We start from the raw sequence: 25675 nt of genomic DNA on the forward strand, positions 1-25675 counted from the left end.
CATTTCCCATGTACATCGATATTAAAACAAAATACTAATTAGTGGACAGTCCCAAAAACAGAAAATTTTCAAAACAAATTAAAAATTATAATAAAAAAAAGTGGTAAAAAAAATATGTAAAAAGCTTAATCTCTGGTTTGTTCTAACCTTACAAGCCTTGTAACATATCCTGCAATTTTATTTCTTAAATGTTTAGTACTTACAGTAGAATATTCTTGTACTAATTTTTTGTTTTCTTCAAAATCAGTAGTGAAAACACCTTTGTGAGTTTCTACAAGTTCTTTTGCTAAACGTTTAACAAATGAAGTTCTAATATTGCCCATCAACATTCCTCCTTAAAATTTTTTCCTGCTCATTCTTATTTAAAATAGTTAGCATGTCTACTATTTGATCAATTATCTCATTATCAAGACCTAAGTCTGTGCAAAGATCATCTATTTTTTTGTGAACTATATCTTCCCTGCTCTTATCGAAGATAGGCATGTCAAGATATTCCTTAGAAAGTGCAATGTCCTTTGCTAAAGATGTTCTTTGGTAAATCAGATCAAATAATTCATTATCAATTTCATCAATGCGATCTCGTGACTTTTTCAGAAGTTCTTCAGCTTCCTGCTTATTTTTAAAACTTTTCATTTCATAATTTCCTTCCAAAAAATCACCAAATTGATAATAATGATAATAATATAATTTATTGCAATCCTAGTATATAAACTATATGTTTGAATCTTAAAAAAAAAGTTAGAATAAAAAATATGAATTTTTTATTCAAAGTATCTTATTGTAATTTAAAAATGCGGTCATTTCCTTGTATGACAGGTTGGTTGCCTTGGCTGACACCACATTTACAGGACTTATTACCTCACAGATTACCGCAGGTGTTCCCCTATCGTTTACCCAATCGGCTAAAGACCATCTGTACTTTTCGCCTGGATAATAGAAAATCTTATTAACACCGGCATTTTTAGCGATGTATTTGGTAAGTGGAACGCATTTGGAAGGTGAAGTGTATCCTAAAACAACGTTTATGCCCGGAACTCCAGGGCTTACTGTAGTGTGGAAATCACCATAGGCATCGCATTTGGATTTGACAATGAGCTTGACCAGCTTGTTTGAGACTGTGCCTGACCTGTGGGCTACCCTGTTGAAATCGTATTCTGTCAATCTCACTTTCTGACTGATTGCCTTGACATTGACGAACGGAACCATATAAACTGTTCCTTTAATCGGATGGGTAGTCAGGTACTTTATCATCTTCATTGCAGCTACCTGTGAGTTGAGCTCATTTCCGTGAACCCCTGCAGTCATGAAGACGACTTTGCCCTTGCCGCCTTTGATGGTCAGGAGAGGAAGTCCCTTTTTGGTTGCTGCAACTGCCTTTTTAACCCATGGGTTGTTCGGCATGTTCTTCTTGATTAGCGGCGCCTTGCTCACATCTCCTTTCAATCCCCACTCCAATATCTTCAAGGAAATGAAATTGTTTACAGTATATTTGCTCTTTCCGGTGAATCCGTTTGTGGAGTATTTGATTGTGTATTTTCCGGAAGCGTGATTGAAATATATTGTAGCGTAACCGGTTTTGCTGGTTGTTCTTGTCCATGACTTTTTATTGATTGTAAAAGTTACTTTAGTGCCTGAAATTGGATTTCCGGCATTGTCAAGAACCCTTACCTGATATTTGGCTTTGGTTCCATAAGTTGAAGTGATGTCCTTTGAATTTGTTACCCTTGATGAAAACAGCTTGATGCTTTTTGTTGCTGAAGAGTTTTTGCACTCAAGAGTTACTTTATATGTTCCCGCATTCAGATTAATCGGCAAAAAGCACATTCCATTCTCATCACTGTTTAAAGAGTAATGCTTCTTGTTCAATGTCACCTTAACGTTTTGACCTTCAACACCAGTTCCGTTGGAGTTGACCACTGTAAAGTTATACACCGGATTTCCCTTATAGTACCAAACGAAATCTTTTGCTTTGATTGATACGACCACATCTTCTTCAACTACATTCGTATCGTTTTCCACATCCGAAGAACCTTCATTTTCTCCAGATTCATTAACATCAGATGACCCTTCATCCTCACCAGACCCGTTTGTCCGTGATGAGCTGTCATCCACATTGACATTTGCGTCATCAGGCAATGTGGTATTATCCCCATCGCCCATTATGTCATCAGTGAAATTGTCTGCAGCTGAAACGGCAGAAATACTGATGAATAGGATTAGCATTAAAAACAATAATCGTTTCATATCAACACACAACCTTTGTTATCAACTTCTGTTTCAATGACACTGCCTTCATATTTACTCCAGGCTTCCCTGACATCATCAATTGACTCTTCGCTGACAATTGCCACAAATGAAGACCCTGTTCCTGACAGTCCTGAAGCGACGGCTCCTGCCTGAAGGGCATCCACGGCAATTGCAGAATCAAATCCCAATGTTGCGGAATAAATCAGCCCGTTTAGATTAAGGGCCTTGATGTAATCCCTGTTTTTTGCAAAGCCGAATGCTGTTTCCACCAGTGGTGCCAACACTTTCATTCTTTCAGGATTTGAATCTCCGGATTTTGAGTAAAAGTTAGGCATGTAAACTAAAATTGGATAATCTTGCATTTTCTCCTTTATTATAAACTCCCTATTCTTGTTGTCTGTTACTACAACTCCTCCAAAATAGGATGCAGTTGCATCATCGAATGATCCTGTAATCGTAACTCCTGCTTCAAGGGATGCATCGATTGCCATATTAACTACTTGCAAATCATCAAGGGGCTTCATGTCAAACTCCTCAGCGATGATTTCTGCTGTGGCCTTGACGATTGCATTGGATGAAGCGCTGCTGCTTGAAAGGCCGGATGCCATAGGCAGGCTTGATTCTGTTTTCAAATCAACTCCAAACTCTCCATCGTCAATGTCATAATGACTGAATACCCTTTTGGCGCACAACTCCATCAGATGAGTGTCCGCTCCAACGTCATTTGAACATGCAATTGAACTTTCGATGGATTTCGCCTCGCATTTGATGTCAAGGCCTATTCCGAATGCTGAGCCGAAACCTGTTGCAATGGCATTTATGATTGTTGCAGAACCAGGAGATCTTACAGTCTTTTTCATTATTTTACCTCATCATATGGAATGTTAACTTCAGAAAAGCTTTTTGCTCTGATGCGGGCATTCAATGACAATGCCGCCCGGTATTCCTCGTCGTTAATCACATTATCGATTGCACTTGCGATTGAAGAAATCTTTTCGGGATTCACCAGCAAACCAACATCATCAGTGATGATTTCGGTTATTCCACCTACATTACTGCCGATTACAGGTTTGCCACATGCCAAAGCCTCAATCAAAACCAGACCGAAACTTTCAGAAAATGACGGAAGGATTAAAACATCACAGCTCGGAATGATGTTTTCCACATCGTTTCGAGAGCCAGTGAAAATCACGTCACGGACATTTTCATCCTCAACCTTCTTGTTGAGTTTTTTAAACAGAGGCCCGTCTCCGACAATCACCAGATAATAATCACTGTTTGCGACCTTTTTGGCTTCAATTAATGATTCGACATTTTTCCTTTTGATGAGATTTCCCACAAAAAGAACAATAGGCTTGTCGGTTAATCTGTTTTCCTCCTTAAATGAGTTGTTCTCCTTGGAAGAAAACTTATTGATGTCAACTGAATTCCAACAAATCTCGGTTTTGTTTGATATTCCCTCAACACCAGTGGCAATGATTTCGTGCCTTAAGGCATTACTTACAGCAAGAACACGATCTGCTCTTTTCAATACATTTTTAATAGTGGAACGCATTATCGGTTGTTTTTTATAAACTTCAAACATGTCTGAGCCGTGGGCAGTGACATATGTCTTTATATTATGCTCATTTCCCACTTCAACGGCAGCGGCTCCTGCCGGAAAGAGGTAGTGGCCGTGAATGATGTCTATGTCCTCCTTTTCCAGAAGATTTTCCAATGCCTTTTTGGCATTCTTCTTAAACATCAAACCCCTTACACCAGGAATGTTGAGCCCCTTGGTTCCAATTACATGAATCCCATCGATATCCCGGATATTCTTATGGGGATATGTAATCACATAAACCTCATGGCCCTGCTTTACAAGTTCCTTTGATAAGGTGTGTATATGAACACCTACTCCACCGACATGTGGCGGAAATTGACCAACCATAGCTATTTTCATAAATTAACTCCACTAATTATACTATTATTTTAGTGAAGTTATCGTTTAAATAATATACGAATTGACACCCTCATATATATGCCAATTTAAAAAGTAAATACAATATTTAAAACCATCAATGGTAATGTGAAAACCCAACAATTAAACTGAAAGGAAAAAAGCCACTTTCAATTAAAACAATACGACATTAACATTAGATAATTGGATATTTCAACAAAAAAAGAAAATGTTCATTGGAAGTTATCGTTAAGATAGTTACCTTCCATATCAACCAGAATCACGTTCAAATCCAAATCAAAGCGTTGCATGCATCTTTCATGGATTGCTGAGGCAATGCTGTTTGAAACCTCGACTGACAGGTTCATCTCATCCAGGATATCCATCATGTCATCTGTTGTCTTGGAGTCAAATAGCCTTTGCAGATTATCTGTGTCGGCACCACATATTGCAGCATGCGCCACCATTATTTCACGCCTACCATCAGCAACGGCGTGTTTTGTGTCAAATATTCCGCCTGCAACCTTTATTAACTTGCCCATATGACCGAAATAGGTGAATTTGGTGATTCCTCTCTTTTCGGCTTCCTCAAACATGAAACCTACAAAGTTACCTGTCTGAATGATCTGCTCTTTAGTGACATCTAATTTTTTAAGGGCCAGTTTTTCACCGATGTTTCCTGGAACAAAAACCAAATCGTCTATGCCTGAAGCGATTGCAACATCAATCTGCGTTACTATGGAATTCTTGTATGCGTCACTTGACATTGACCTTGCAATTCCGGTTGTTCCAAGCACAGATATCCCTCCGACAATGCCCAGTTTGGGATTCATTGTCTTTCTTGCAATCTCAACCCCTTCAGGAATGGATATGGTGACTTTGGCAACCTTGCCTTCCGGAATCTTGTCCTCAAGATTTTTCACAATCATCCTTCGAGGTCCGGGATTGATTGCATAATCTCCTATTGGAATCTGAAGCCCAGGTTTTGTAATCTTTCCGACACCCAAACCCCCGGTAATTATCACATTAGACTCCTCATTGGTTTTATCCAAAAGTTCCACAGTAGAGATGATATCCAGGTTGACTGTAACGTCCGGGTCGTTGTAAGGGTTTTTGTGAGCTGTAGCCTGCGCTTTAAAAGAAGATAATTTTTTGCACTCGTCAATGATAATGTCCAATGTCTTTTTGGGAGTGTCAACCTTAACGCATGCAATGTCTGGAGAATCCAATATTGCATCCAATGCAGCAAGGGAACATGCTGTGGCAACAGTGCCTGTCGTAACCCCTGTATAATTTTCATCAGTCATTTTAAAAAAAAAGAAAAGAGGATTAAATCTAAATCATAGATTTAAGTTTGTCTAAAAGTTCGCCTTCCATTGGTGCTCCCAAGAATCCTAATTCACCATCAATCATAATGGTAGGAACAGCCATGATTTGATAATCGATTGCTCTTTGTCTGTTTTCAGCACTTTCATCGATTTTTATAATTTCTACGTCAATTGCATCGCCCAATTCATCTTTAGCAACTTGTGCAGCTTCAATTGCTGCTGGGCAATGTGGACAACTGTTGGTTGAAAATACTTCTACTTTAATTGCCATTATAAAATCTCCATTAATTTGATTTAAATCTATTTTATTATTCGTTATATATAATTGTTACCACCCATAATACCTTTCAAATGCTCTCTGCAAATATTTATTATATATTAAAAAAATAAAATTTAAATGATTAAAATGGAAAATTTACCGAATGAAATTAAAACAATAATTAACAGTGCCTATCCTTATATTAAAGAGTTCAATCCTGCACAGAAAGCCGTAATCGAATCAGGATATTTGGATGACAGCTCAAATTACATAATCTGCATTCCAACTGCAAGTGGAAAAACAGTTCTGGGAGTATTGCCTGCACTCAAAACAATTCTCAATGGTGGAAAAGCGGTTTATGCGGCACCTCTTCTTTCCATACAAAACGAAAAGGTAAAAGAATTCAAAGCTTTTGAAGATCATGGAATCAATGTCGGCAAACACCCGTCAAGTGCTGATTTGTCAGTTATGGTCTTTGAGTCATTTGACGCCCTTACAAGATTTTCATGGGATAACCTGCGTGACGTGGACACCCTAATCATCGATGAGTTCCACATGATTGGAGAATACACAAGAGGACCTACACTTGAAGCAGCAATTACACGGGCTAAAATTATTAATCCGAGCATGAGAATAATTGCCCTTTCAGCAACCTTAAGAAACATTGAGGAAATCGAGGGATGGCTTGAAGGAACCTGCGTAGAACATGACTACCGTCCGGTGCCTCTCCACAAGGAAGTGCTGGATGCCGAAATGTTCAATACTAAAAACAAGAACGATGTCATTGTAAAAGTGATTGAAAAGGCAATCAAGGACAAGTCCCAGGCGTTGTCATTTGTATCAACCAGAAGATTTACGGAAAGTCTTGCAACCTACGTTTCAGGAAAAATCAGCAAGAAAATCAACGTCAAGCAAAGGGAAAAGTTCAAGGAAGTGGCAGAAAAGCTACTTGAGGTTCCAAAAAAGAAAGGCTCCCTTCCGACCACCACCTGCCTTAAGCTTGCTGAAGTCGCAGAAAAGGGTGTTGCGTTCCACCATGCAGGACTCTTCAACGAGCAGAAGGAAATAATTGAAGACGAATTCAGAAAAGGAAACATTTTGATGATTACAGCAACACCAAGTCTGATGTATGGAGTCAATTTGCCTTCAAAAACAGTAATCATCAGAGACCATACCCGCTGGACAAGCAACGGCCCTCAACCAATACCGGTTTTCGATTATGAGCAGATGTCAGGAAGAGCGGGAAGGCCGCAATATGATGATATTGGATACTCATATCTTGTCGCAAAGACAATGGATGAGGCAATGAACCTGGAAGACTACTATGTCAATGGGGAAATCGAACTGACAAACTCCAAACTGGTCGACAACAAGGATGCAGTCTACAGACAGATAATTGCCCAGATTGCTTCAACACTTTCAAAAGACCTTGACGAGCTGACTGACTTTTTTGAAAAGACATTATACGGATATCAAATGAACAACAATCCTTCAATGTCCCTGTTTGCTAAAGAAAGCCTAAAATTTGAACTGGAAAACGCATTGTCATTCCTGCTTCAAAACGGAATCATAAGGGCAACTCCTGAAGGTCTTAAGACAACAGAATTCGGAAATCTGATAGCAAGGTCCAACTACAGCGTCGAGACAGCAGTCAAGCTCAAGGAATACATTTCAACAATGAGCGAAATGAACGAGGAAGAGTTCATCTACGCATTGTCCGAGACTCCAGACCTGCCGCTAATCTCATTTAAGGGAAGAAAATCCAAGGATCCTGTTCGTGACAAGCTCTCTGAGGTGGGCCTCTTTGCAGTCGACATCGGAAATCCTGAGGCGACTACAGTGTCCCTTATTGAATGGATTAATGAGAGAAGCGAATATGAGATTGAAAACAGGTACAACGTCTATTCCGCATCAACAAGAAGATCAGCATATGAAGCCTCACGCCTGGTTAGATTCGCCAAAAACACATCAGAGGTTTTGGGAAACTACTCCAACCTCAAAGACTTTGACATATTGTCCGCAAGACTCTACTACGGCGTCAAGGATGACATCATTCCACTGGTCGTCGGCGTAAAACGTCTCGGAAGAAAACGGGCAAGGAATGTCGTTCAGATATTCGGCAATGATTTGAGTGGAGTTTCTGAAAAAGAGCTGCAGCAAATTGAGGGAATAGGTCCTAAACTTGCTGAAAAAATCAAGCTGTTTGTAAATAATTAAAAAAAAATGAAGGTAGGATTAACCTCCTCCTTCTGCAACACTTGAATCCATCTGCATGTTTTCAAGTTTTTCTGCTTTTTCTTTTAACGCTTCAATGTCCAGTTCGTCATTGCCTGAATCATAGCTTTTCTTCAAGTCTTTTTCATCGAGCAATTCAACCAGCTTTGAGCGATACCATAAGTTTGTTTTGTCGATTTTAACCCAATCGGAACCGTCCTGAGTTTTGATGTCAATGACCTTGCCGATTGTTCCTGTATCGACATATCTGACATGTGAGTCAAGAGCAATCTCTTTATCTCTTGCATCAAAAGCCATATTATTACCTTTATGTTTATTCTTCTTCGTCGTCTTCAACTTCAATAGTAGCTTCAACAGTTTCTTTTTCTGCATCTTCTGCTTTTGGAAGTTCTTTGTTTAAAATGATATATGCTCCAATAGTAGCAATGTCTTCAAAGTCGATTTCGAGTTCGTCTCTAGAGAAGATGTTTTTTTGTAAAGTTAATGTGATTTTTTCGATTTGACCAGTTTCTTTGTTGAAATCTATGTCAGCTACTTTACCTACTTCATATGCATTTTTATCTAAAACGGTAGAACCTAAAAATTCTTTGATTTTCATAATTTCACCTTCAAATAATTATAATATAATATATTGAAAAACAACTATTTAAATAAATTCAATAATAAAACATTAACTGTTAATTACTGGGGATGAGAAAATGGAAAAAGCATGTCGAAAAATCATTGAGGACATACTCAACGGGAAAATATCTACTCGGCGTGAACTTGAAGTTGAAAAAAGACAGCTTTGCCGTGATTTGAAATTGTCAAGATTCATGAGCAATGCTGATATTCTTGAGTTTGCAAAGCCCGAGGAAAAGGAGACCGTCTCAGCGATTCTTAAAAAGAAGCCGACAAGGACAATGTCAGGCGTTGCAATCGTTGCGGTAATGTGCCATCCCCACAAGTGCCCTCATGGAAGATGCTTCTACTGTCCTGAAAGCGACATTGCCCCTCCAAGCTATACCGGAGAGGAGCCTGCAGCGCTTAGAGGAAGAATGTATGAGTTTCACCCATATGTACAATGCTTCAACAGACTGAAGCAGCTTAAAAAAATCGGCCACCCAATCGACAAGGTGGAACTGATTATCATGGGAGGAACATTCCCTTCAAGGGATTTGTGCTATCAGGAATGGTTCGTGTCACAATGCCTGAAGGCAATGACAGATTTCGGACTGATTATTGAAAACAAACCGACAAACTATGAATACAATCTTGACTATGATGAAATCAGGGGATTTGAGAAGGGCGTTTTGAAGACATATCCTCCTAACGACTACGTCTTAATTGACGATGTTCAAAAGGCAAATGAAAACTCCAAGGTGAGATGCGTTGGAATGACTTTTGAAACACGTCCAGACTACTGCAAAAAGGAGCATATCAACAGAATGCTTGATTTTGGAGTCACAAGAGTCGAGCTTGGCGTGCAGACATTATCAGATGAGCTGTATAAAAAAATCAAAAGAGGCCACACAATAGCCGACGTCATTGAAGCAAATCAGCTTTTAAGGGATTCAGCCGTCAAGGTAGCGATGCACATGATGCCCGGACTGTTTTCAGACGAAAAGCAGGACCTGAAAATGTTCAAGCAGCTGTTTTCAGACGACAGCTTCAAACCGGACATGCTTAAAATCTATCCATGCCTCGTAACCAAGGGAAGCGAACTCTATGACCTGTGGGAAGCTGGAGAATATGCTCCCTACAGCGATGATGAAGCCGTTGAACTGATTGTCAAAGTCAAGGAGATTCTTCCGAAATGGGTAAGGACAATGAGGATACAAAGGGACATTCCGTCAACGCTTATCGAAGCCGGAGTCAAGAAATCCAATTTGGGAGAGCTTGTCTACAACAGGCTGGATGAAAGACACATAAGCTGCCAATGCATCAGGTGCCGTGAAATAGGTCACAAGAAGACCTCAAGGCCATATTCTCTGGACGAATTCGAACTTTTCAGAGAAACTTACACCGCATGCGAGGGTCAGGAACACTTTCTGTCCATTGAAGACATCAATGAAGAGAGCATTGCAGGATTTTTAAGACTGCGTTTTCCATCCGAAAATCGTTTTAGAGAGGAGATTACGGATAGGACATCACTTGTAAGGGAATTACATGTTTATGGAAACATGATAAAGATTGGAGATAAAAATCCGAAAATCGGTCAGCACACAGGATTTGGTGAAAGGCTTTTAAGGGAAGCTGAAAGCTTGTCCATTGACAACGGATATGATCAGGTAGCCATTATTAGCGGAATCGGATCTCGAAACTATTATCGCAAATTCGGATATGAAAAGGTTGGCCCCTACATGATGAAAAAATTATCATGAAAATATTTAAATAGATGTTCGTATAAATACTAACTAATTAAGAGAGTGGTAATATGGTAATATACAATATCAAAAATTCAAAGGAATTAGCAAGTTACATCAACTATACTAATTTAAACAACATGATCACTGAAGAAGAAATGAAAGAATTTCTCAAAAAGGCAAAAGAATTGAATTTCAATTCAGTGATAATCTCTCCAACCTATGTTGGACTGGCAAAAGAAATTCTAGCAGATACCGACATTAAAGTTGGAAGTGTTGTAGGATTTCCATTAGGATTTGAATCCACCGAAAGCAAAGTTGCAGAAACCAAAGCACTTATTGAAAGCGGAGCCGACGAAATCGATGTAGTGATGAACCTAAGCCACATCCAAGATGAAAAATATGACCTGATTGAAAGCGAAATAAGCCAAATCAAAAACGCAATGGGAGACAAGACCCTGAAAGTCATTGTTGAAACCAAAGCCCTTGAAGATTACCAAAAGGCGAATGCCTCAAAAGCTGCTGAAAAGTCAGGAGCGGAATATGTCAAGACCGCAACAGGTTTCGTAACACCTAACCACATATTCGAAAATGTAAATGACATTAACATCTTCCAAAAACACGCTCCAAAAATAAAAATAGAAATCAACGGCGGAATTAACGATTATAAAACAGCCAACCAAATTTTAACAGGTGGAGCTGATAAAATCGCAAGTGACATGGGTTATGAAATCGTGAAAAGATACAAAGACCTTAGAGAAAACACCAGGGTAACACCAAAACCGATTACCCTAACCAAAAAGGATTAGATGGATCAATTCCATTTAATCAAAAAACACCACAAAAACTAGTTTTTAAATAAAATATTGATAAAAATAATGAAAAATAAGTAAAAAGGAATGCCATGTGCCGGACTTGAACCAGCGACATCTAGATCTTCAGTCTAGCGTTCTCCCATCTGAACTAACATGGCATATGGACCGAACGAGATTCGAACTCGTGATCTCCTCCACGTCAAAGAGGAATCATACCCCTAGACCACCGGTCCTATACAACATACAATAATTTATCAAAAGTGATATATAAATTTACCGAATAGGACAGGCAACAAAAAATAAGATTTTAAAAAATAAAAAAAATTGACCAAGAAAAATGGCCAATAGATTTTATTATATAAAGCTTTTTTTTGAAAATAACTAATTAGAAAATCTATTTGATTGCTAATTTGATATCTTCAGCTTTTACAGTTTTTCTACCAGCGTGGCGTGCGAAATTAACAGCTTTTTGTGCGATTTCGTCACCTTTTTCTTCTAATGCTTCAGCTAATGCAATTTTTGCATCGTCACTAATTCTTTGTGCGCCAGCATTTTTTAAGATACGACCGACTGGTGCGATTGGTAATTCACTCATAATGACACCTCCAATTAAAAGATAGTAAACAATAGTATATAAAGGTATCGGTAAAAACCCCATAATATACCCCCATATTTTAGTAGTGGGCGTGTCCTAATATGCTTTTGAAAATGAGTAAATAATATAGATATTACAAATAATTAAGGAATAAAAAATAGGTAAAAATATGAAAATAAGAAGAATTAAAAATAAAAAAAATTTTTCTATGCTAAATCGCTTTTAAGATAAGTGGCAGTTGCTTCTGTAATTTTTACCCTAACAAAAGTTCCTAACTCAGCATCATCAACAATCACTGGAATATATGAATCTGTCTTTCCAATAAATCCGCCTTTGGAACCTTTTTCGATAACCAGGACATTTTGATAGGAACCTACCAATTCCCTGTTTTCTTCTTCAGTTATTTTTGATTTAATTTCAGATAAAAATTTAGATCTGCTTTTCATGATTTCATGCGGAATTTCCGGAAGTGATGATGAAATTGCACCTTTCCTGTGCTGATATTTAGACAGATGAATCAGACTTGGCTTTGCAGTTTCAAGAAATTTGACTGTCAAGTCGAAATCATCATCGGTTTCAGTAGGATAACCAACAATAATGTCCACGGCCAAAGTCAAATCGGGAATTTCATTTTTAAACTTTGAGAGGATATCCATATACTGTTCGATTGTGTGGCCTCTTCTCATTTCAGACAGCACCTTGTCACTGCCTGACTGTACCGGCAAATGAATGAAATTATATACCTTAGGATGTTTGACTGCATCGATTATTTCATCAACATTGTTTAAAATGTTTTTAGGATGCATCATTCCTACACGAACACGAAAATCTCCTTCCAGATTAGCCACTTCTTTTATTAAATCAGATAGCTTCTCGCCACTGTCACGGCCAAAGGCGGCGGTGTCCTGTGCGGTAAGCTGAATTTCACATGCGCCATTTTCAATAGCTTCCTTGGCTTCTGCAACAATATCCTCAATTGGATAACTGTTCAAAGGACCTCTTGCAAAACGGGTGCAGCAGAATGTGCAGGCTCCCAAACAGCCTTCGCAGATTTGAATGATATGGATGCACCCATCATCTGCAGCCTTTGGAACGCATACTTTACTTTCTTTTGTAAATCCTGATTCACGAACAATATCCCCGCAATAAGTCCTGCTGACAACATCGGCAGACTTGTTTAACTGATGAGGACCTATCCATGAACAATTAGGACCTATCTCCTCCAATTTCTCAGAATCTATTTCAACCATGCATCCGCTGATTACAATCTTCTTGTCCGGAAACTTCTCCTGGAGCTTTTGAATTCTGTAAACAACCTTGTTTTCAGTAGGCAGCTTAACATAGCAGGTATTTACAATGATTATGTCGGCTTCATCGATTGAATCAACTATATCTATTTCATTTTCCTGAAGCACACCAGCCATAATCTGTGAATCCGCCTTGTTGAATGTGCAGCCGTAAGTTTCAATGTATACTTTCATAGTATTTTTCCCTAAGAAGTTTTCTTAAAAATGTCTTTGGTCAAGTCATAATCATAATTATTGAATTTGACTGGTTTTGAATAAACCCTTTTGATTACTCCAGCTTTGGCAAATCCTGAAGTGAGCTTTCTTTCCTGGGTCTTGATGACATGGACCTTAACGATATGCTTATCTATTTTTACGACATCACCGGGAGCGATTTCAAAATCCCTGTCCAAATCAAGTTTGTATGAATCGACTTCACCATGCAAATCCACAGAAAATCCTATACGTGCAGGGATTTCTACAGAAGATGCCCAAATGGTATCGATGTCTTCAATTTTTGATTTGTTTACCCTTTTGTCATTTACTTCTATGCTTGTCACTTCTACCTGACCCAAATCTGAAAGTAAATTGTCTCCAACTTTCAATTCATCGCTTGGAGATAAATCGATTGTTGTTTTATGAGATTTATCCTGTTCTGAAATAATTAATCTGTATGATTTCGGTTTTTTTGCGGAAAATATGTCCTTGAAAACATGACCGCAATCTTCGCATTTCAATAAGTACTCTTCCATGAATTTTTTCTTAGATGTCTTCTGTTTTGAATTCAAAATTTCAATGTCATCAGAACCGCAAATAGGACATTCCATCTTTCATGCCTCCATAATAAAATAAAAATTATTCCTGATTAGTTAAATAATGGTTTACTAAACCGCCGTCTTCCAATATCTCTAACATGAACTCCTTGAATGGTTCAAATGTAGTGGCTTCACCAGTGGTTTCATTGACCAGTGTTCCTTTAGCCAAATCAATGTTGATAATGTCCCCGTCTTTGGCTTCAATGTCTGAAACGATGACAGGCAATCCGATGTTTATTGCATTCCTATAGAATATTCTTGCAAATGATTTTGCAATGATTGCATCCACACCGGCTGTTTTGATAGCTACTGGCGCCTGTTCCCTTGATGATCCGCAGCCAAAGTTTTCATCGGCTACAATAATGTCTCCTTTCTGTACATTTTTAGTGAAATCCGGCCTTTCCCCTTCAAGAACATGGTCGGCCAAATCCTGAGGATTGAATGTTCTCAGATATCTTCCAGGAATGATTACGTCAGTGTCAATATTTTCTCCGAAAGTCCATGTTTTTCCTTTGATAATATTCATTTATATCACTATAAGACTGATTGATAAAAAAAATGAAGTATTTGGGAAACCCAAATACAAAATAAGTTTCAGGTGATTTTTGATAAATTTTTAGTTTTTACCTTTGAAAGGTACGGAAAATTCTCTTTCAACGGCTTCACGATATATTGAATTCATGGTACAGAACGGTATGATTCTGCCATCAGGTGTTGCATAATGAATAACACATTTTTTGACCCTGTCCTCATCGAAATTGAACGGATCCATAAAGTGCATACATGAAATAAGCATTGCATCTTTGGAAAAGTCTCCCAATGCCTCATAGTCCCCTTTGGCAAATACATTATATAATATCTTTGTAATATCCAAATCTTTAGGAGATTTGCTGGTATGAATCATTTTAGCCAGATTTCCAGTCAAACCTGCTAAAACTCTCTTGCGAGAACCAAACTTGCCTTTTTTAAGTTTTTCATTGTATTCACTTAATTTATCACATAAATCATCAACATCAATAAACTCTGTAATCGGGATTAACTTATCTTTTCCATCGCCTTCAGTCTTTTCTCTGAATACGTAAGTTGCAATTCCACAATGTTCATGACAGTTTAATGTTACTTTGGCAGATTCTTCGCCGTCCAACAATGAAATGAATTCTGCAATCGGTTCAACAAAAGAAGGCGGATAAAATGCGCTTACAGGAACCTGACCGTCAGTTTCGTCTTCAATTATTTTAACAAAATCAGGAATAGTAATCCTCTGATCCTCTACATGGTCGGAAGGAGTTCTTCCTGAAAATGAAACCGGCTGGAAATTAACACCGTAAATGATGTCATTGTTGTCGAAAGCGAACTTGATGATTTCGCCGACTTGGTTGTCGTTGACACCTTTAACCAATGTAGGAACCAATACAACACCCAAACCTGCTTCTTTACAGTTTTCAATAGCTTGAAGTTTATCCGGAAGCAAGTCTCTGCCCTTATTTTTAATGTAAGGTTCTGAAGTAACACCTTCAAAAGAAAGATAAACAGTATTCAAACCAGCGTCCTTTAATTTTTTAGCCAGACCTTTCCTTTTAGCCAATCTAATACCATTAGTAGCTATTTGAACGTGAGTGAAACCTTCCTCTTTTGCCATTTCAATGAGTTCAACAATGTCTTTTCTGACAGTAGGCTCTCCGCCTGCATATTGAATGGCCGGACATGGATTAGGTTTTAAGTTCCTTAAATTTCTAAGCATTTGCCTTATTTCATCCTGAGTAGGTTCATACAAGTATCCTGCCGCAGCAGCATTTGCAAAACAAACTGGACATTTCAAATTACACCTGTTGGTAACGTCAATTAATCCCAATACTGTGGAAGTTTCATGTTTTGAACATAACCCACAATTACTTGGACAAGCCCCAGTATCTTCAACACAAGGGTTTTCGACATGAGTAATGGAAGGAGTGTATCTGCTTACCTTATTATATAAGTTATCATCACTCCAATAAGTGTTGACAAACTCACCATGCTCATCACAAGTTTTTTTGATAAAAACTTTGCCGTCCCTATCAAAAACCTCGGCATCAACTGGTTTACCGCACTCAGGGCATAAACTTTTTGTACCTTTTATTTTCAAAAAAATCACCTTTACTAACAACACTAGGTTATTACTAGTATTGATATTACATAATATTATATATTTAAATTAATGTAATATTTAAATTTAATTAATAATGTCCACAAAAATTATATTAATCTTAGCATTAAAATATAATAAATAAATTAGAATTGGAGAAAAATTAATGACTGTTGATTTTCAAATGTTTCTGTTTACATGCCTACTGACGCTGTATTTCATACTTCCAGCATATTTTTCAAATGGGTCCGGACTTGTTTTTGGTGGAGGAACACCTGTTGATTTTGGAAAGTCAGATAAGAACGGGGTTCGATGGATTGGAGACGGCGTTACCTGGAGAGGATTTGTTGCAGGAACAATCATCGGAACAATAACCGGTGCTGTTCAGGGCCTAATCGGTCCGGCAATAATCCAGACATTTGGACCATCAGCAATAGTACCCATTTCAACTACATTGACTAGCGGAATCCTAATAGGGTTTTTACTTGGCTTCGGTGCTCTTTTAGGGGATGCAATAGGAAGCTTTTTAAAAAGAAGACTTGGAATCGGAAGGGGAAAACCTGCACCGATTCTTGATCAGTTGGACTTCATAATCGTTGCATTGATTCTGGTTTCATTCGCTGTAAAATTAAATTGGCAACTGGTCATAATAGCTATTATATTGACATTAATATTCCATTTGGCAACAAATACCGGAGCTTACTTGCTTGGAATAAAAGACGTGTGGTACTAATTGATATATCTGTTCATCATTACGGCAGTTCCAACGGCCGGCGCGACAGTGCACTCGTCATCAGTTAGGATATCACCCATTGATTTGACTTTTAAGCCCAATAGTTCTGCTGCTTTTTTATCCAAAATGTCTTTTCCCAGACCTGTGGTTACAATCAAATCCAAGTTTTGGGTTTGTGATACCTGTTTCAGACCATCTGCAATCTGTTCAACCTGCTTTTGATGAATGAATCTGCACATTTCAGTGACGTCATCCATGGACAACATCTCCAAATCTGCACAAACGACACGGGCAATCCTTTTGGCACAATCAATTTTTGACTTGGATTCACCGTCAAAGGTATCGCAAATATAATCATCCTCATTTATCAAACCTAAAACCATATAGACATCAGCAGTCTGTGCAAACAGTTCACTGGCAACCCTATATTCCTTTCCATTCAGCTCAACTTTGTCCAAAAAGCTGGCGAGATTTGTCCTTAGGGTTCCGGTATAAACCAATTCACCGGTAGCAGACCTGTCAAAGTCTGATTTGCCTATTGCACATTCCTTTCCATCCTTAATTGGAATGATATCAGTTGTTGTACTTCCGGTATCAATGAAAATGCAATTATCAGATATTAATGTGGCGATTTGGGCTGTTGCAATCCAATTGGCTGCTGCTGCTTTAAGAGGTTCCTTTTCAATCTCTTCAGCAGACATCATTCCATCAATTCCGACATAGGCAACCGGACAATCGAATGTTTGTCCGCATTTTTTTACTATGTCCAATACACCATCCTTTTTGGTGTCATAGGCATCAACTAACTCGGCAGTCATTGAAATGCCTACTGCATCAACTTCTGAAACAGGACATATGTTTTCAATCAATTCAACTAGAACCCTTGATAAATCATCATTATTGCTCCACATTGGAAGATATGCAAAATCCACTTCAATATTCTTTATTTCTTCACCGTCAAAGTCGATTATTGCCAAATCGGTGTTTGCACCACCAATATCAAAACCTGCTATCTTCATCATTATATTCTCCTAATCTCTAAATCGTCTCCGGATTTCTTAAATTCCACTTCACCATCCAGAGAGATATCAATATCATCAATACTTACATTGCCCTCTATCAAATCAATGATTGATTTTCCGATATTTAAACTGGAAATCTGCTTTAAGCCAACGTAAGGTGTTGTGAATCTGGAATTGATTTCCAAAAGATAAACTGAATAAACATCCTTTTCATCATTATTTATAATAAGATCAACGCCAACGAAACCTTTCAAGCCATCAATCGCTTCAACAGCTTTTGTAGCTATTTCAAATGCCTCATCTTTATACTTGGTTTCATAAGGCAGTCTGCCCCCCAGGTATGTTCCCTTATCATCTTTAAGTTCTATAAACTGCCTGTTCAAGCTTATCGGAATCGCCTTTTTACCGTCGGAAATCAGACTGACGCTTATATCTGTTCCGTCAATGAATTCCTGAACAATCACCCTTGAGCCTGGCTCAAAAATCTTATCCAAATCCAGTGTCAAATCTTCGATGTTTTCAATGACGACAATATCCTCACAGTCCACGCCCATCAATGGCTTTATGATTATCTTAAGTGGAGTGAGGGGATCTTCTGCCTGCCATTTCTCATGAAGATTTTCGATTGCCCTTTTCCAGTATCCTTTTGGATCAATCTTGAATCGGAATGTCCTTGGCTGAGGAACGACTCCATAAAGCTCTTCATATGAAGCAGACTTGTCTGAAGATTTCAGACAGGCATCAGCAGAGGAATTGTATATTTTTACGTTGTTTTCCTCCAAGATTTTAGTAATGTTGTAAAGGTTGTTGTTGTTTTCTGCGGATATGAAAATAGCTTTTTTGAAATTTGCAGCATTATCAACCAACCAATCAACAATGTCAATATCTATTAAAATCGGATCCACATTATCATAATCTTTTACAATTTCACCATAAGACTCGTTGATGACCAAATCAATATTGAAATCTGACAGGTCATCCAAAAGCGCAAATATCAATGCTTCTGCTTCTGAAATTATGCACTTGTCCTTTTCGCCTGAAGCGGTGAAATATTCGAAAACCAAAATTGAATCATTCTCTTGCATCATAAGTAACCATCATACCGTTTAAGTTTAAGTCATCAGCAGGGTATCTCATTTTTTCTCCGTCAAACACCATATGGATTAATGCATTTTCCTTTTTCTCGAAGTCAAGAACTGTAATGTCCTCATCAACATTTGCCATCTTCCTGGTAAATGAATCCATTATGTCTTCAGGAGCCTTAATGTCAAGAAGACCTCTTTTGTAGTAATCTTCAATTGCATCCACAGTTAGTTTTGCTGAATCGCCCTGACCGTATGGATTTGGAGCTTTTTTCATCTTTTCGGCAAACTCACTGTCGTTTAAGATTTTATTTGCATTTTCAAGGATTACATCAGTGTCTGAACCGACCAGGATATTTCCACCGGCAGTTACAGTCTCCGGCCTTTCGGTGTTATACCTCAATGTTAAAGCAGGAACATTTAAAGTAATGGCCTCTTCCTGAAGACCTCCTGAATCAGTTAAAATCAAAGTTGAAGCTGAAGTCAACTGCAGGAAATCAAGATAGCCTAAAGGCTTAATAATATGCACATGGTTCAGATTATTCAATTCATCAAAAAGACCAAAGTTTTGAAGTGTGTTTTTGGTTCTTGGATGAATCGGGAAAATGATGTTCATGTCGCTTAGTTCCTTCAATGCTTCAATGATGTTTGTAACCCTTTGCTTATCATCAACATTTTCCGCCCTGTGCATTGTCAAAGTCAGGATGTTTTCCATATTTTCAATGTCCAATTCAGCAAGGGATTCCTCTTCAAACCCTCTTTTTTTGGCGATTTCCAAATGTCTGAAACATGCGTCAACAACAGTGTTTCCTGTAATGAACAAGTTCTTTCTTGAAAACCCTTCAGCCAACAGATTGATGGCGGACTGTTCGGTTGGAATGAAATACATTGATGATGTGACGTCGGCGGCTCTCCTGTTGATTTCTTCAGGCATGGTCATGTCAAATGACCTGAGCCCCGATTCCACATGACCTACTGCAATGTGCAGTTTGGACGCCACAAGGGCGCCTGCAAGCACTGCATTGGTATCCCCCTGTACAAGCACGATGTCAGGCTTTTCATCCAGGAGAACTTCTTCAATACCCTTCATCATCAAGCCGGTTTGCTTTCCATGAGTTCCGGAACCGACATGGATGTTATAGTCGGGTGCGGGAATTTCCAAATCCCTAAAGAAATTATCGGACATCTCCTCATCATAATGCTGACCGGTGTGCAAAACAATCTGGTCTATCCCTCTTTTAGAGATTTCATCTATTATTGGAGCCATCTTGATAATTTCCGGACGGGTCCCTAAAATAGTTGCTATTTTCATAATAATCACTCATTTATATATCTATTTAAAATAACTTAAAAATATTTAGATTTGACAACTTAAATAATTATTTTTTCAATGCATACAAACAAACCGGCAATGCAAGCAGTGTTATAAATGAGGAGATGAAATAAACCGGAGCATAACCTGTAGTTGATGAAACAAAACTTCCCAACAACGCCGGACCGAATCCCATTGTCGCATCACAGAAAATGAAGAATGTTGAAACCGCATATGGACGGCGGTTTTCAGAGGTATTTCTTGTAACGATAGTGGTGCAGGCGGAGTTCAAAGTACCGAAACCTAAAGCGCAGCATACAGAACATATTAAAACTGTAACGACGGAGGGCATCCAGGCTATTAAAAACAAACCGATTGTCTGTGCAATAATACCTATTACACAAACTATCTTGTCTCCACCATTGTCCTGTATCTTACCGGCAATAGGCCTTGATAAAATTAAAACAATTGAATATATTATGAAAAACCATGAAAATACTGTTGTCAAATTGACTTCAACCGCGTAAAGCCTGTAAAAAGATAAGATTGAAACATAACCTAAGCTTGTCAAAGCTGTGAAAAAAGAAACTGGAATGGCTTTGAATTCGAAAATTTTCTCAAAAAGACTGTAATCCTCTTTTTTGGCAGGAACTTCCACATCAGATTCAGAATTTTGATTATCTACATCAATCAGGATCATGCACAGCAATGCAATGGCTGAAAAGACACTTGCAACCGTAAAGCATCCTACAGACCCTACTGCATCATATAGAAAACCGCTGATGTAAGGGCCTAAACCAACAGCTATTGTAGTTCCCAACATAAAGTAACCAAATGCTTCACTGAAACGTTTTTTAGGAAGAATTGCAGTGGCGATTGTGACAATCGCATTGGCTGAAGCTCCAAAACCGATACCGTGAATAAATCTTACAATCAAAAGCAGGGTAACATCATTGACAATAAAATACAGAAGGCATGCTAAAAAATGAATGGTCATGAAAATCAGAGCTGTTCTTTTCCACCCAATCCTTTCAAGAGCATTTCCAGAGTATATTCTAGAGCAAAGCCCTCCAAAAATGTATATTCCAGAAACAAGACCTGCAATGGTTGCTGTTGTGCCCATTGATGTGGCGTATTCTGTAACTGTAGACATCAGGGCATACATTACAAGAGCTGTGAAAAGCAATGCCCCAAATATTAAAAAGAATGATTTAGTGAATATCTTTTCGGAACTTTGAGTTTCCTGAATGTTCATTGTTCCCCCATATGCAAATCATTCAGGCTTTTTATCATTGATTCGCGAATTGCATACCTTTTTTGCAGATCTGTTAATGAATCAACAAGATTTCGCCTGAATCTCTCGCAGGCATAATCATCATAAGCGAATTTTATTCCATCATACTGTATATCCATCAAAATTAGATATTCAGCTCCCATTACCTTGATGTAAGCCCTCGGTTCATCTTCTTCAGGGTTTAATAATTTCTCAACATCATCAAGGCCCATTTTTCCATTTGCAACATCCACAAAGACCCTCATCATTTTCCTTACCATATTCCATAAAAAGGACTCCCCATAGATGTCGATGAAAATTGGGGAAATAGTTTCGTGCAGATTTGGAAATTCCCTTTTGTGGTAGTCATTCAAATCCACTTTTGTAATCTTGATATCATCAATTGTTCTTGTAGTGGTCTTTTGAAAGCGTTTAGTGAAATTTGTGAAGTTATGAGTTCCCTTAAAGATTTCAGCGCATTCCTGAAGCTTATCCATGTCCAAATCCTGAAACAGCATGTAACGGTATTGTCTCATCTGAGCATACCTTGGCTTGAATGCATATCTGACAGGTGCACTGGCTAAAATCTGGATATCATCAGGCAGGGAATTATTTATTTCATTTACCCTAACTTCCTTTTCGGATTGGAAACTAATCACATTTCCTAAACTGTGGACTCCCGCATCTGTCCTTCCGGCAATTCTGAATCTTGACTTTTTCAAATCATCAATATAGTCCAATTTGCGAAGATGGTAAATCAGCTCTTCCTCTACTGTCCTTAAATTTGGCTGTCTTTGAAAGCCATGAAAATTAGTTCCGATGTATCCGATTTTTAACGCTGTTCTTTTCATTATAATAATATTTGGTGCAATATAAAATAAGTCTTGGCATAAAATTAAATAAAATCAAAATGAAATATCGAATTATGAACATATCCATTGAACTGAGAAATTATCTATTGGAAAACTGTGCAAACGAAGTTGGATTTGCAGACATAACCTCGTTTACCCCAAAAAATGGACTAAACAATGGAATTGTTTTCTATATGGTATATTCAAAGGAAACAATAAGAAATATGGAAAATGCACCTACAAAAGCATATTCCCAAGAATATGATAGTCTAAATCTGAGGCTGGATGAACTGGCGATGAAATGTGAAAAATTTTTAATGAAAAATGGATATCAAGCCTATGCCCAAACAAGAGAAAGATTAGGTGCTGATTTTGGAGAGAACAATTCATTTGAACTGCCCCATAAAACTATAGCGACACGTGCAGGACTTGGATGGATTGGAAAATCCGCACTGTTTACAACAGTAAAATACGGATCTGCATTAAGATTATGCCCAGTTTTGACGGATGCCCCCTTAAATATCGGAATTCCAATACTCAAATCAAAATGTGGAAAATGCATAGAATGTAGAGATGCATGTTTTGGAGGAGCCATAAGTGGCAAAGAATGGAATTACAAACTAAAGCGAAATGAATTCTATGACGACAAAAAATGTGAAAGATATGCTTTAAAAATTTCCCAAGAAAATCTAGGCCAATCACGCACAATATGCGGAAAATGCATTTTTGCATGCCCTCATACACAAAAATATATCTGCAAGTCATAACTTAACCGCATATCCGAAATCATTAGGAACATTGCTGATATTTAATTTTTGAATTTCCTTATCCATATGGACTGTTTCAAGCTCATCATGGGCATCAAATACAACCACAAAACCCATTTTTATCCAAAATTTCAGAGCTCCATCCAATATCTTATGAGTATGCAGATAAATGCTGTCATAACCCATTTCATTTGAAAAATTTTCTACAATGCAAAACATTTTGGAAGCTAGACCACAACGCCTATACCTTTCGTCAACAAACAGCCTCCATATGCTTGAAGTAGTACTGTTTGAATACAAATGCCTAAACATGGGAAAATCTTTATCATAAGCCCTTATTCCGATAGTTGCAATAATTTCCCCATCATCCAGATGAGCAACAAAAAAATTATTCCTTTTTGGATTGATGTAATATTCATCCATTTTCATGATGTCCTGATGCCATTTAGGAATATATCCATAACCAAATTCCTTTTTAATCATTTTAAACAAGAATTCTTGCACTTCTTTGATTTGATCAGAATTATTTGTTAACTGCTTAATAGTAACATCCATAGACACACCATTAAATAATTATTACTTTTAATAAGTATAGTATTCAAAAAGTAATACTTTTTAATATATTTTGAATAACATTAATAGTAATAGAGTATGAGCAAATATATAAAACTTGCCATTTGTAATCATAAAAGTCAATGAAAATATTTTTAAAAAGAAGTTATTTTCATATTCAACATACCTACTTAACAAAAATAAGAAAGTAATACTAATTATATAAATATATTTAAAATACGTAATAATTAATACTTTTTTAAAGATTTAAGCCCCAAAAATAATACTTTTTTTAGAAAATTTTATATATTGTATAATTAATAAAAATTAAATAATTGTTATTAATTATAATAATACTTTTATTACAAACAATAATAACAATTAACTATTATAAAAAATGGAGAAAAAATAATGGATAAAAAGTACATTATTGGAATAATTGCTGTAATTATAATCGCAATTGTTGGTGGAGCCCTCCTAATGAATGGGGGAAGCGCACCTGCAAGAGCAGATAACGAACTTGTGGTCGCTGCCTTTAGCCATGGTGGTGAACCAGAAGCCGGTTACGACCCAATGTATGGTTGGGGAGACCGTGGAGAACCTTTAATTCAATCAACTTTGATGAAAATGAACAGAAACATGACTTATGAAAATGATTTGGCTACCAGTTGGGAAACAAATGATAACTTTACAGAATATACTGTAAACATCAGAGACGGCGTCAAATTTACTGACGGCACCCCATTGACTGCAGAAGATGTGGCATTCTCATACAACCAAGCTAAAACCACCGGTGAAGCTGTTGACTTAAGTTCACTGAACAATGCAACAGCAGTCAATGACACAACTGTAAAATTCGAATTAAACAAATCAGACTCAACATTTTCAGACAAATTATTATATGTAGGTATCGTGCCATCAGACTCATACAATAATGAAACTTACGGAACAAACCCTGTCGGATCAGGACCATTCAAATTCGTGCAATGGGACAAAGGCCAACAAGTGATCTTAGAGAAAAACCCTGATTACTATGGAAAACAACCTGAATTTGACAAATTGACCATTCTCTTTGAACAAAACGAAGCTTCATTCAATGCTGCTAAAAATCATGAATTAGATATTGCAGCAGTGCCTTTAGCTTATGCAAATGAAAGCATTGACGGATACCACGCATTCTTATCAGATTCTCTTGATGTAAGGGGTATCTCATTGCCTGTTCAAAACAACACCGGCAAAACCAATGACGATGGAGTGGCACTAGGTAACAACATAACTGCAGATAAATCCATAAGAGAAGCATTAAACTACGGAATCAGTAGGGAAAATATCTCCAAAGGAGCATTGAACGGTATTGGTGTACCTAACTACGATGGTATTTCCCACTTATTACCATGGTACAACAAAGAAGCTGCAATCGAAGATGGAAACATCACAAAAGCTAAAGAGATTTTAAGCGCTGGCGGATGGAACGACACCGACGGTGATGGAATTGTAGAAAAAAATGGTGTAAAAGCATCCATAAACTTATACTATGCATCTGATGCTACCGAAAGACAAGCAATTGCTGTAGCTGTTGCTGAACAAGCCAAAGAGATTGGAATCGAAGTGAACGCTACAGGTTCCAACTGGGACGAAATGGATAAAATCAAATTCACTGACCCAATCGTATGGGGATTCGGTTCAACTGATCCAATCACAATGTGGGGTGAATACTACAGTGACCAAGCAGGTATCGGATACAACAACCCTGCACTTATTAACAACAGTGCCGTAGATGCTCACATCGACAATGCAATGTCACAACCACGTGAACAATCCTATGCTGAATGGTCTGCTGTTTCTTGGGATGGAAGCACCGGTATTTCACCTAAAGGTGACGCTGCATGGTTATGGATTAGTGAAATCAGATACACATACTTCGTAGATGATACATTAGACATTTCCGAAAATACCTTCAAATTACAACCTCACGGAGGAGACGCATTCGGAAACATTTATGACTGGACTCGTGTATCTTCACTTAACGAAACAAAATAAAATAAATATTTGAGTTGAATTTATTTTATTCAACTCTCTCTTTTTCCCTTTTTATTA

26 protein-coding genes and 2 tRNA genes are annotated in these 25675 nt (G+C 37.7%); 6 read left to right on the forward strand and 22 right to left on the reverse strand.

Translation table 11 applies throughout. The annotated features are described in order from the left end of the window. Positions 1 to 125: 125 nt before the first annotated feature. From Q0W26_RS04625 to Q0W26_RS04655, 7 genes are all read right to left on the reverse strand, one after another. Positions 126 to 323, reverse strand: a complete 198-nt coding sequence (locus Q0W26_RS04625) for a 30S ribosomal protein S17e (RefSeq protein ID WP_298522907.1) — start codon at positions 321 to 323, stop codon at positions 126 to 128. Beyond that, positions 310 to 651, reverse strand: a complete 342-nt coding sequence (locus Q0W26_RS04630; protein WP_298522909.1) for a chorismate mutase — start codon at positions 649 to 651, stop codon at positions 310 to 312. Before Q0W26_RS04630 ends, Q0W26_RS04625 begins: the two co-directional genes overlap by 14 nt. Before the next feature lie 114 nt (positions 652 to 765). Then, positions 766 to 2244, reverse strand: coding sequence for a succinylglutamate desuccinylase/aspartoacylase family protein (locus tag Q0W26_RS04635; RefSeq protein WP_298522910.1), 1479 nt, complete (start codon positions 2242 to 2244; stop codon positions 766 to 768). After that, complete coding sequence (locus Q0W26_RS04640) at positions 2241 to 3107, reverse strand: shikimate kinase (RefSeq protein WP_298522912.1); 867 nt, start codon at positions 3105 to 3107, stop codon at positions 2241 to 2243. The genes Q0W26_RS04635 and Q0W26_RS04640 overlap by 4 nt, the downstream gene beginning before the upstream one ends. Next, positions 3107 to 4189 carry a glycosyltransferase family 4 protein gene (locus Q0W26_RS04645; protein ID WP_298522914.1) on the reverse strand — a complete coding sequence of 361 codons (1083 nt, stop codon included), beginning with the start codon at positions 4187 to 4189 and terminating at the stop codon, positions 3107 to 3109. Before Q0W26_RS04645 ends, Q0W26_RS04640 begins: the two co-directional genes overlap by 1 nt. A gap of 230 nt (positions 4190 to 4419) precedes the next feature. Further along, on the reverse strand, positions 4420 to 5493 hold the full coding sequence (gene cbiD, locus Q0W26_RS04650) for a cobalt-precorrin-5B (C(1))-methyltransferase CbiD (RefSeq protein ID WP_298522915.1): 1074 nt from the start codon (positions 5491 to 5493) through the stop codon (positions 4420 to 4422). Between the two features lie 28 nt (positions 5494 to 5521). Beyond that, entirely contained in the window at positions 5522 to 5785 is a 264-nt protein-coding gene (locus Q0W26_RS04655; protein ID WP_298522917.1) for a thioredoxin family protein, read from the reverse strand. A 126-nt stretch (positions 5786 to 5911) separates the two neighbouring features. Here Q0W26_RS04655 and Q0W26_RS04660 point away from each other — a divergent pair, with 126 nt between their 5' ends. Beyond that, positions 5912 to 7990, forward strand: coding sequence for a DEAD/DEAH box helicase (locus Q0W26_RS04660; RefSeq protein ID WP_298522919.1), 2079 nt, complete (start codon positions 5912 to 5914; stop codon positions 7988 to 7990). A gap of 18 nt (positions 7991 to 8008) precedes the next feature. Here Q0W26_RS04660 and Q0W26_RS04665 read toward each other — a convergent pair whose 3' ends face one another. Both Q0W26_RS04665 and Q0W26_RS04670 read right to left on the reverse strand, forming a co-directional pair. Next, positions 8009 to 8305 carry a DUF2098 domain-containing protein gene (locus Q0W26_RS04665; protein ID WP_298522922.1) on the reverse strand — a complete coding sequence of 99 codons (297 nt, stop codon included), beginning with the start codon at positions 8303 to 8305 and terminating at the stop codon, positions 8009 to 8011. Between the two features lie 16 nt (positions 8306 to 8321). Continuing rightward, the gene (locus tag Q0W26_RS04670) at positions 8322 to 8606 is read right to left on the reverse strand and encodes a PRC-barrel domain-containing protein (RefSeq protein ID WP_298522924.1); all 285 of its coding nucleotides are present in this window, start codon (positions 8604 to 8606) and stop codon (positions 8322 to 8324) included. Between the two features lie 100 nt (positions 8607 to 8706). On the opposite strand from Q0W26_RS04670, the gene Q0W26_RS04675 reads away from it, so the two are divergent. Then, positions 8707 to 10371: a tRNA uridine(34) 5-carboxymethylaminomethyl modification radical SAM/GNAT enzyme Elp3 gene (locus Q0W26_RS04675; RefSeq protein WP_298522926.1), complete on the forward strand. Its 1665-nt coding sequence runs from the start codon at positions 8707 to 8709 to the stop codon at positions 10369 to 10371. Between the two features lie 53 nt (positions 10372 to 10424). Further along, positions 10425 to 11162 (forward strand): deoxyribose-phosphate aldolase, encoded by a 738-nt coding sequence (deoC, locus tag Q0W26_RS04680; RefSeq protein ID WP_298522929.1) that lies wholly within the window; start codon positions 10425 to 10427, stop codon positions 11160 to 11162. Between the two features lie 91 nt (positions 11163 to 11253). On the opposite strand, the gene Q0W26_RS04685 is transcribed toward deoC, so the two are convergent. The 7 genes from Q0W26_RS04685 to tes form a co-directional block, all read right to left on the reverse strand. Then, positions 11254 to 11326, reverse strand: a tRNA-Phe gene (locus Q0W26_RS04685). 3 nt (positions 11327 to 11329) lie between these two features. After that, positions 11330 to 11401: transfer RNA gene (locus tag Q0W26_RS04690), tRNA-Val, on the reverse strand. A gap of 161 nt (positions 11402 to 11562) precedes the next feature. Further along, on the reverse strand, positions 11563 to 11763 hold the full coding sequence (locus tag Q0W26_RS04695) for a histone family protein (protein WP_042691314.1): 201 nt from the start codon (positions 11761 to 11763) through the stop codon (positions 11563 to 11565). Positions 11764 to 11969: 206 nt separating this feature from the next. Continuing rightward, positions 11970 to 13244, reverse strand: coding sequence for a tRNA (N(6)-L-threonylcarbamoyladenosine(37)-C(2))-methylthiotransferase (locus Q0W26_RS04700; RefSeq protein WP_298522932.1), 1275 nt, complete (start codon positions 13242 to 13244; stop codon positions 11970 to 11972). 11 nt (positions 13245 to 13255) lie between these two features. After that, positions 13256 to 13876 (reverse strand): HVO_0476 family zinc finger protein, encoded by a 621-nt coding sequence (locus Q0W26_RS04705; protein WP_297827070.1) that lies wholly within the window; start codon positions 13874 to 13876, stop codon positions 13256 to 13258. Between the two features lie 28 nt (positions 13877 to 13904). Continuing rightward, entirely contained in the window at positions 13905 to 14390 is a 486-nt protein-coding gene (hacB, locus tag Q0W26_RS04710; RefSeq protein WP_297827072.1) for a homoaconitase small subunit, read from the reverse strand. 90 nt (positions 14391 to 14480) lie between these two features. Continuing rightward, on the reverse strand, positions 14481 to 15986 hold the full coding sequence (gene tes, locus Q0W26_RS04715; RefSeq protein WP_298522937.1) for a tetraether lipid synthase Tes: 1506 nt from the start codon (positions 15984 to 15986) through the stop codon (positions 14481 to 14483). A gap of 166 nt (positions 15987 to 16152) precedes the next feature. On the opposite strand from tes, the gene Q0W26_RS04720 reads away from it, so the two are divergent. Next, positions 16153 to 16719, forward strand: a complete 567-nt coding sequence (locus Q0W26_RS04720) for a CDP-2,3-bis-(O-geranylgeranyl)-sn-glycerol synthase (protein ID WP_298522941.1) — start codon at positions 16153 to 16155, stop codon at positions 16717 to 16719. On the opposite strand, the gene Q0W26_RS04725 is transcribed toward Q0W26_RS04720, so the two are convergent. From Q0W26_RS04725 to truA, 5 genes are all read right to left on the reverse strand, one after another. Continuing rightward, complete coding sequence (locus Q0W26_RS04725; protein WP_298522976.1) at positions 16716 to 17738, reverse strand: hydantoinase/oxoprolinase family protein; 1023 nt, start codon at positions 17736 to 17738, stop codon at positions 16716 to 16718. The genes Q0W26_RS04720 and Q0W26_RS04725 overlap by 4 nt on opposite strands. Before the next feature lie 2 nt (positions 17739 to 17740). Continuing rightward, positions 17741 to 18829, reverse strand: coding sequence for an ATP-grasp domain-containing protein (locus tag Q0W26_RS04730; protein WP_298522943.1), 1089 nt, complete (start codon positions 18827 to 18829; stop codon positions 17741 to 17743). Further along, positions 18813 to 20135: a non-hydrolyzing UDP-N-acetylglucosamine 2-epimerase gene (gene wecB / locus Q0W26_RS04735; RefSeq protein WP_298522945.1), complete on the reverse strand. Its 1323-nt coding sequence runs from the start codon at positions 20133 to 20135 to the stop codon at positions 18813 to 18815. Before wecB ends, Q0W26_RS04730 begins: the two co-directional genes overlap by 17 nt. A gap of 67 nt (positions 20136 to 20202) precedes the next feature. Beyond that, on the reverse strand, positions 20203 to 21390 hold the full coding sequence (locus Q0W26_RS04740) for an MFS transporter (protein ID WP_298522947.1): 1188 nt from the start codon (positions 21388 to 21390) through the stop codon (positions 20203 to 20205). Next, positions 21387 to 22259, reverse strand: a complete 873-nt coding sequence (gene truA, locus Q0W26_RS04745; protein WP_298522949.1) for a tRNA pseudouridine(38-40) synthase TruA — start codon at positions 22257 to 22259, stop codon at positions 21387 to 21389. The genes Q0W26_RS04740 and truA overlap by 4 nt, the downstream gene beginning before the upstream one ends. A gap of 59 nt (positions 22260 to 22318) precedes the next feature. On the opposite strand from truA, the gene Q0W26_RS04750 reads away from it, so the two are divergent. Continuing rightward, positions 22319 to 23026: a 4Fe-4S double cluster binding domain-containing protein gene (locus Q0W26_RS04750; RefSeq protein ID WP_298522951.1), complete on the forward strand. Its 708-nt coding sequence runs from the start codon at positions 22319 to 22321 to the stop codon at positions 23024 to 23026. Here Q0W26_RS04750 and Q0W26_RS04755 read toward each other — a convergent pair. Then, a complete protein-coding gene (locus Q0W26_RS04755) occupies positions 23021 to 23581 on the reverse strand; it encodes a GNAT family N-acetyltransferase (RefSeq protein WP_298522954.1) in 561 nt (186 codons plus the stop codon). The genes Q0W26_RS04750 and Q0W26_RS04755 overlap by 6 nt on opposite strands. 408 nt (positions 23582 to 23989) lie before the next feature. Between Q0W26_RS04755 and Q0W26_RS04760 the strand changes: the two genes are divergently transcribed. After that, complete coding sequence (locus Q0W26_RS04760; protein WP_298522957.1) at positions 23990 to 25618, forward strand: ABC transporter substrate-binding protein; 1629 nt, start codon at positions 23990 to 23992, stop codon at positions 25616 to 25618. Positions 25619 to 25675: the final 57 nt, after the last annotated feature.

The organism is uncultured Methanobrevibacter sp., assembly GCF_947169325.1.
Taxonomy (GTDB): Archaea; Methanobacteriota; Methanobacteria; order Methanobacteriales; family Methanobacteriaceae; genus Methanocatella.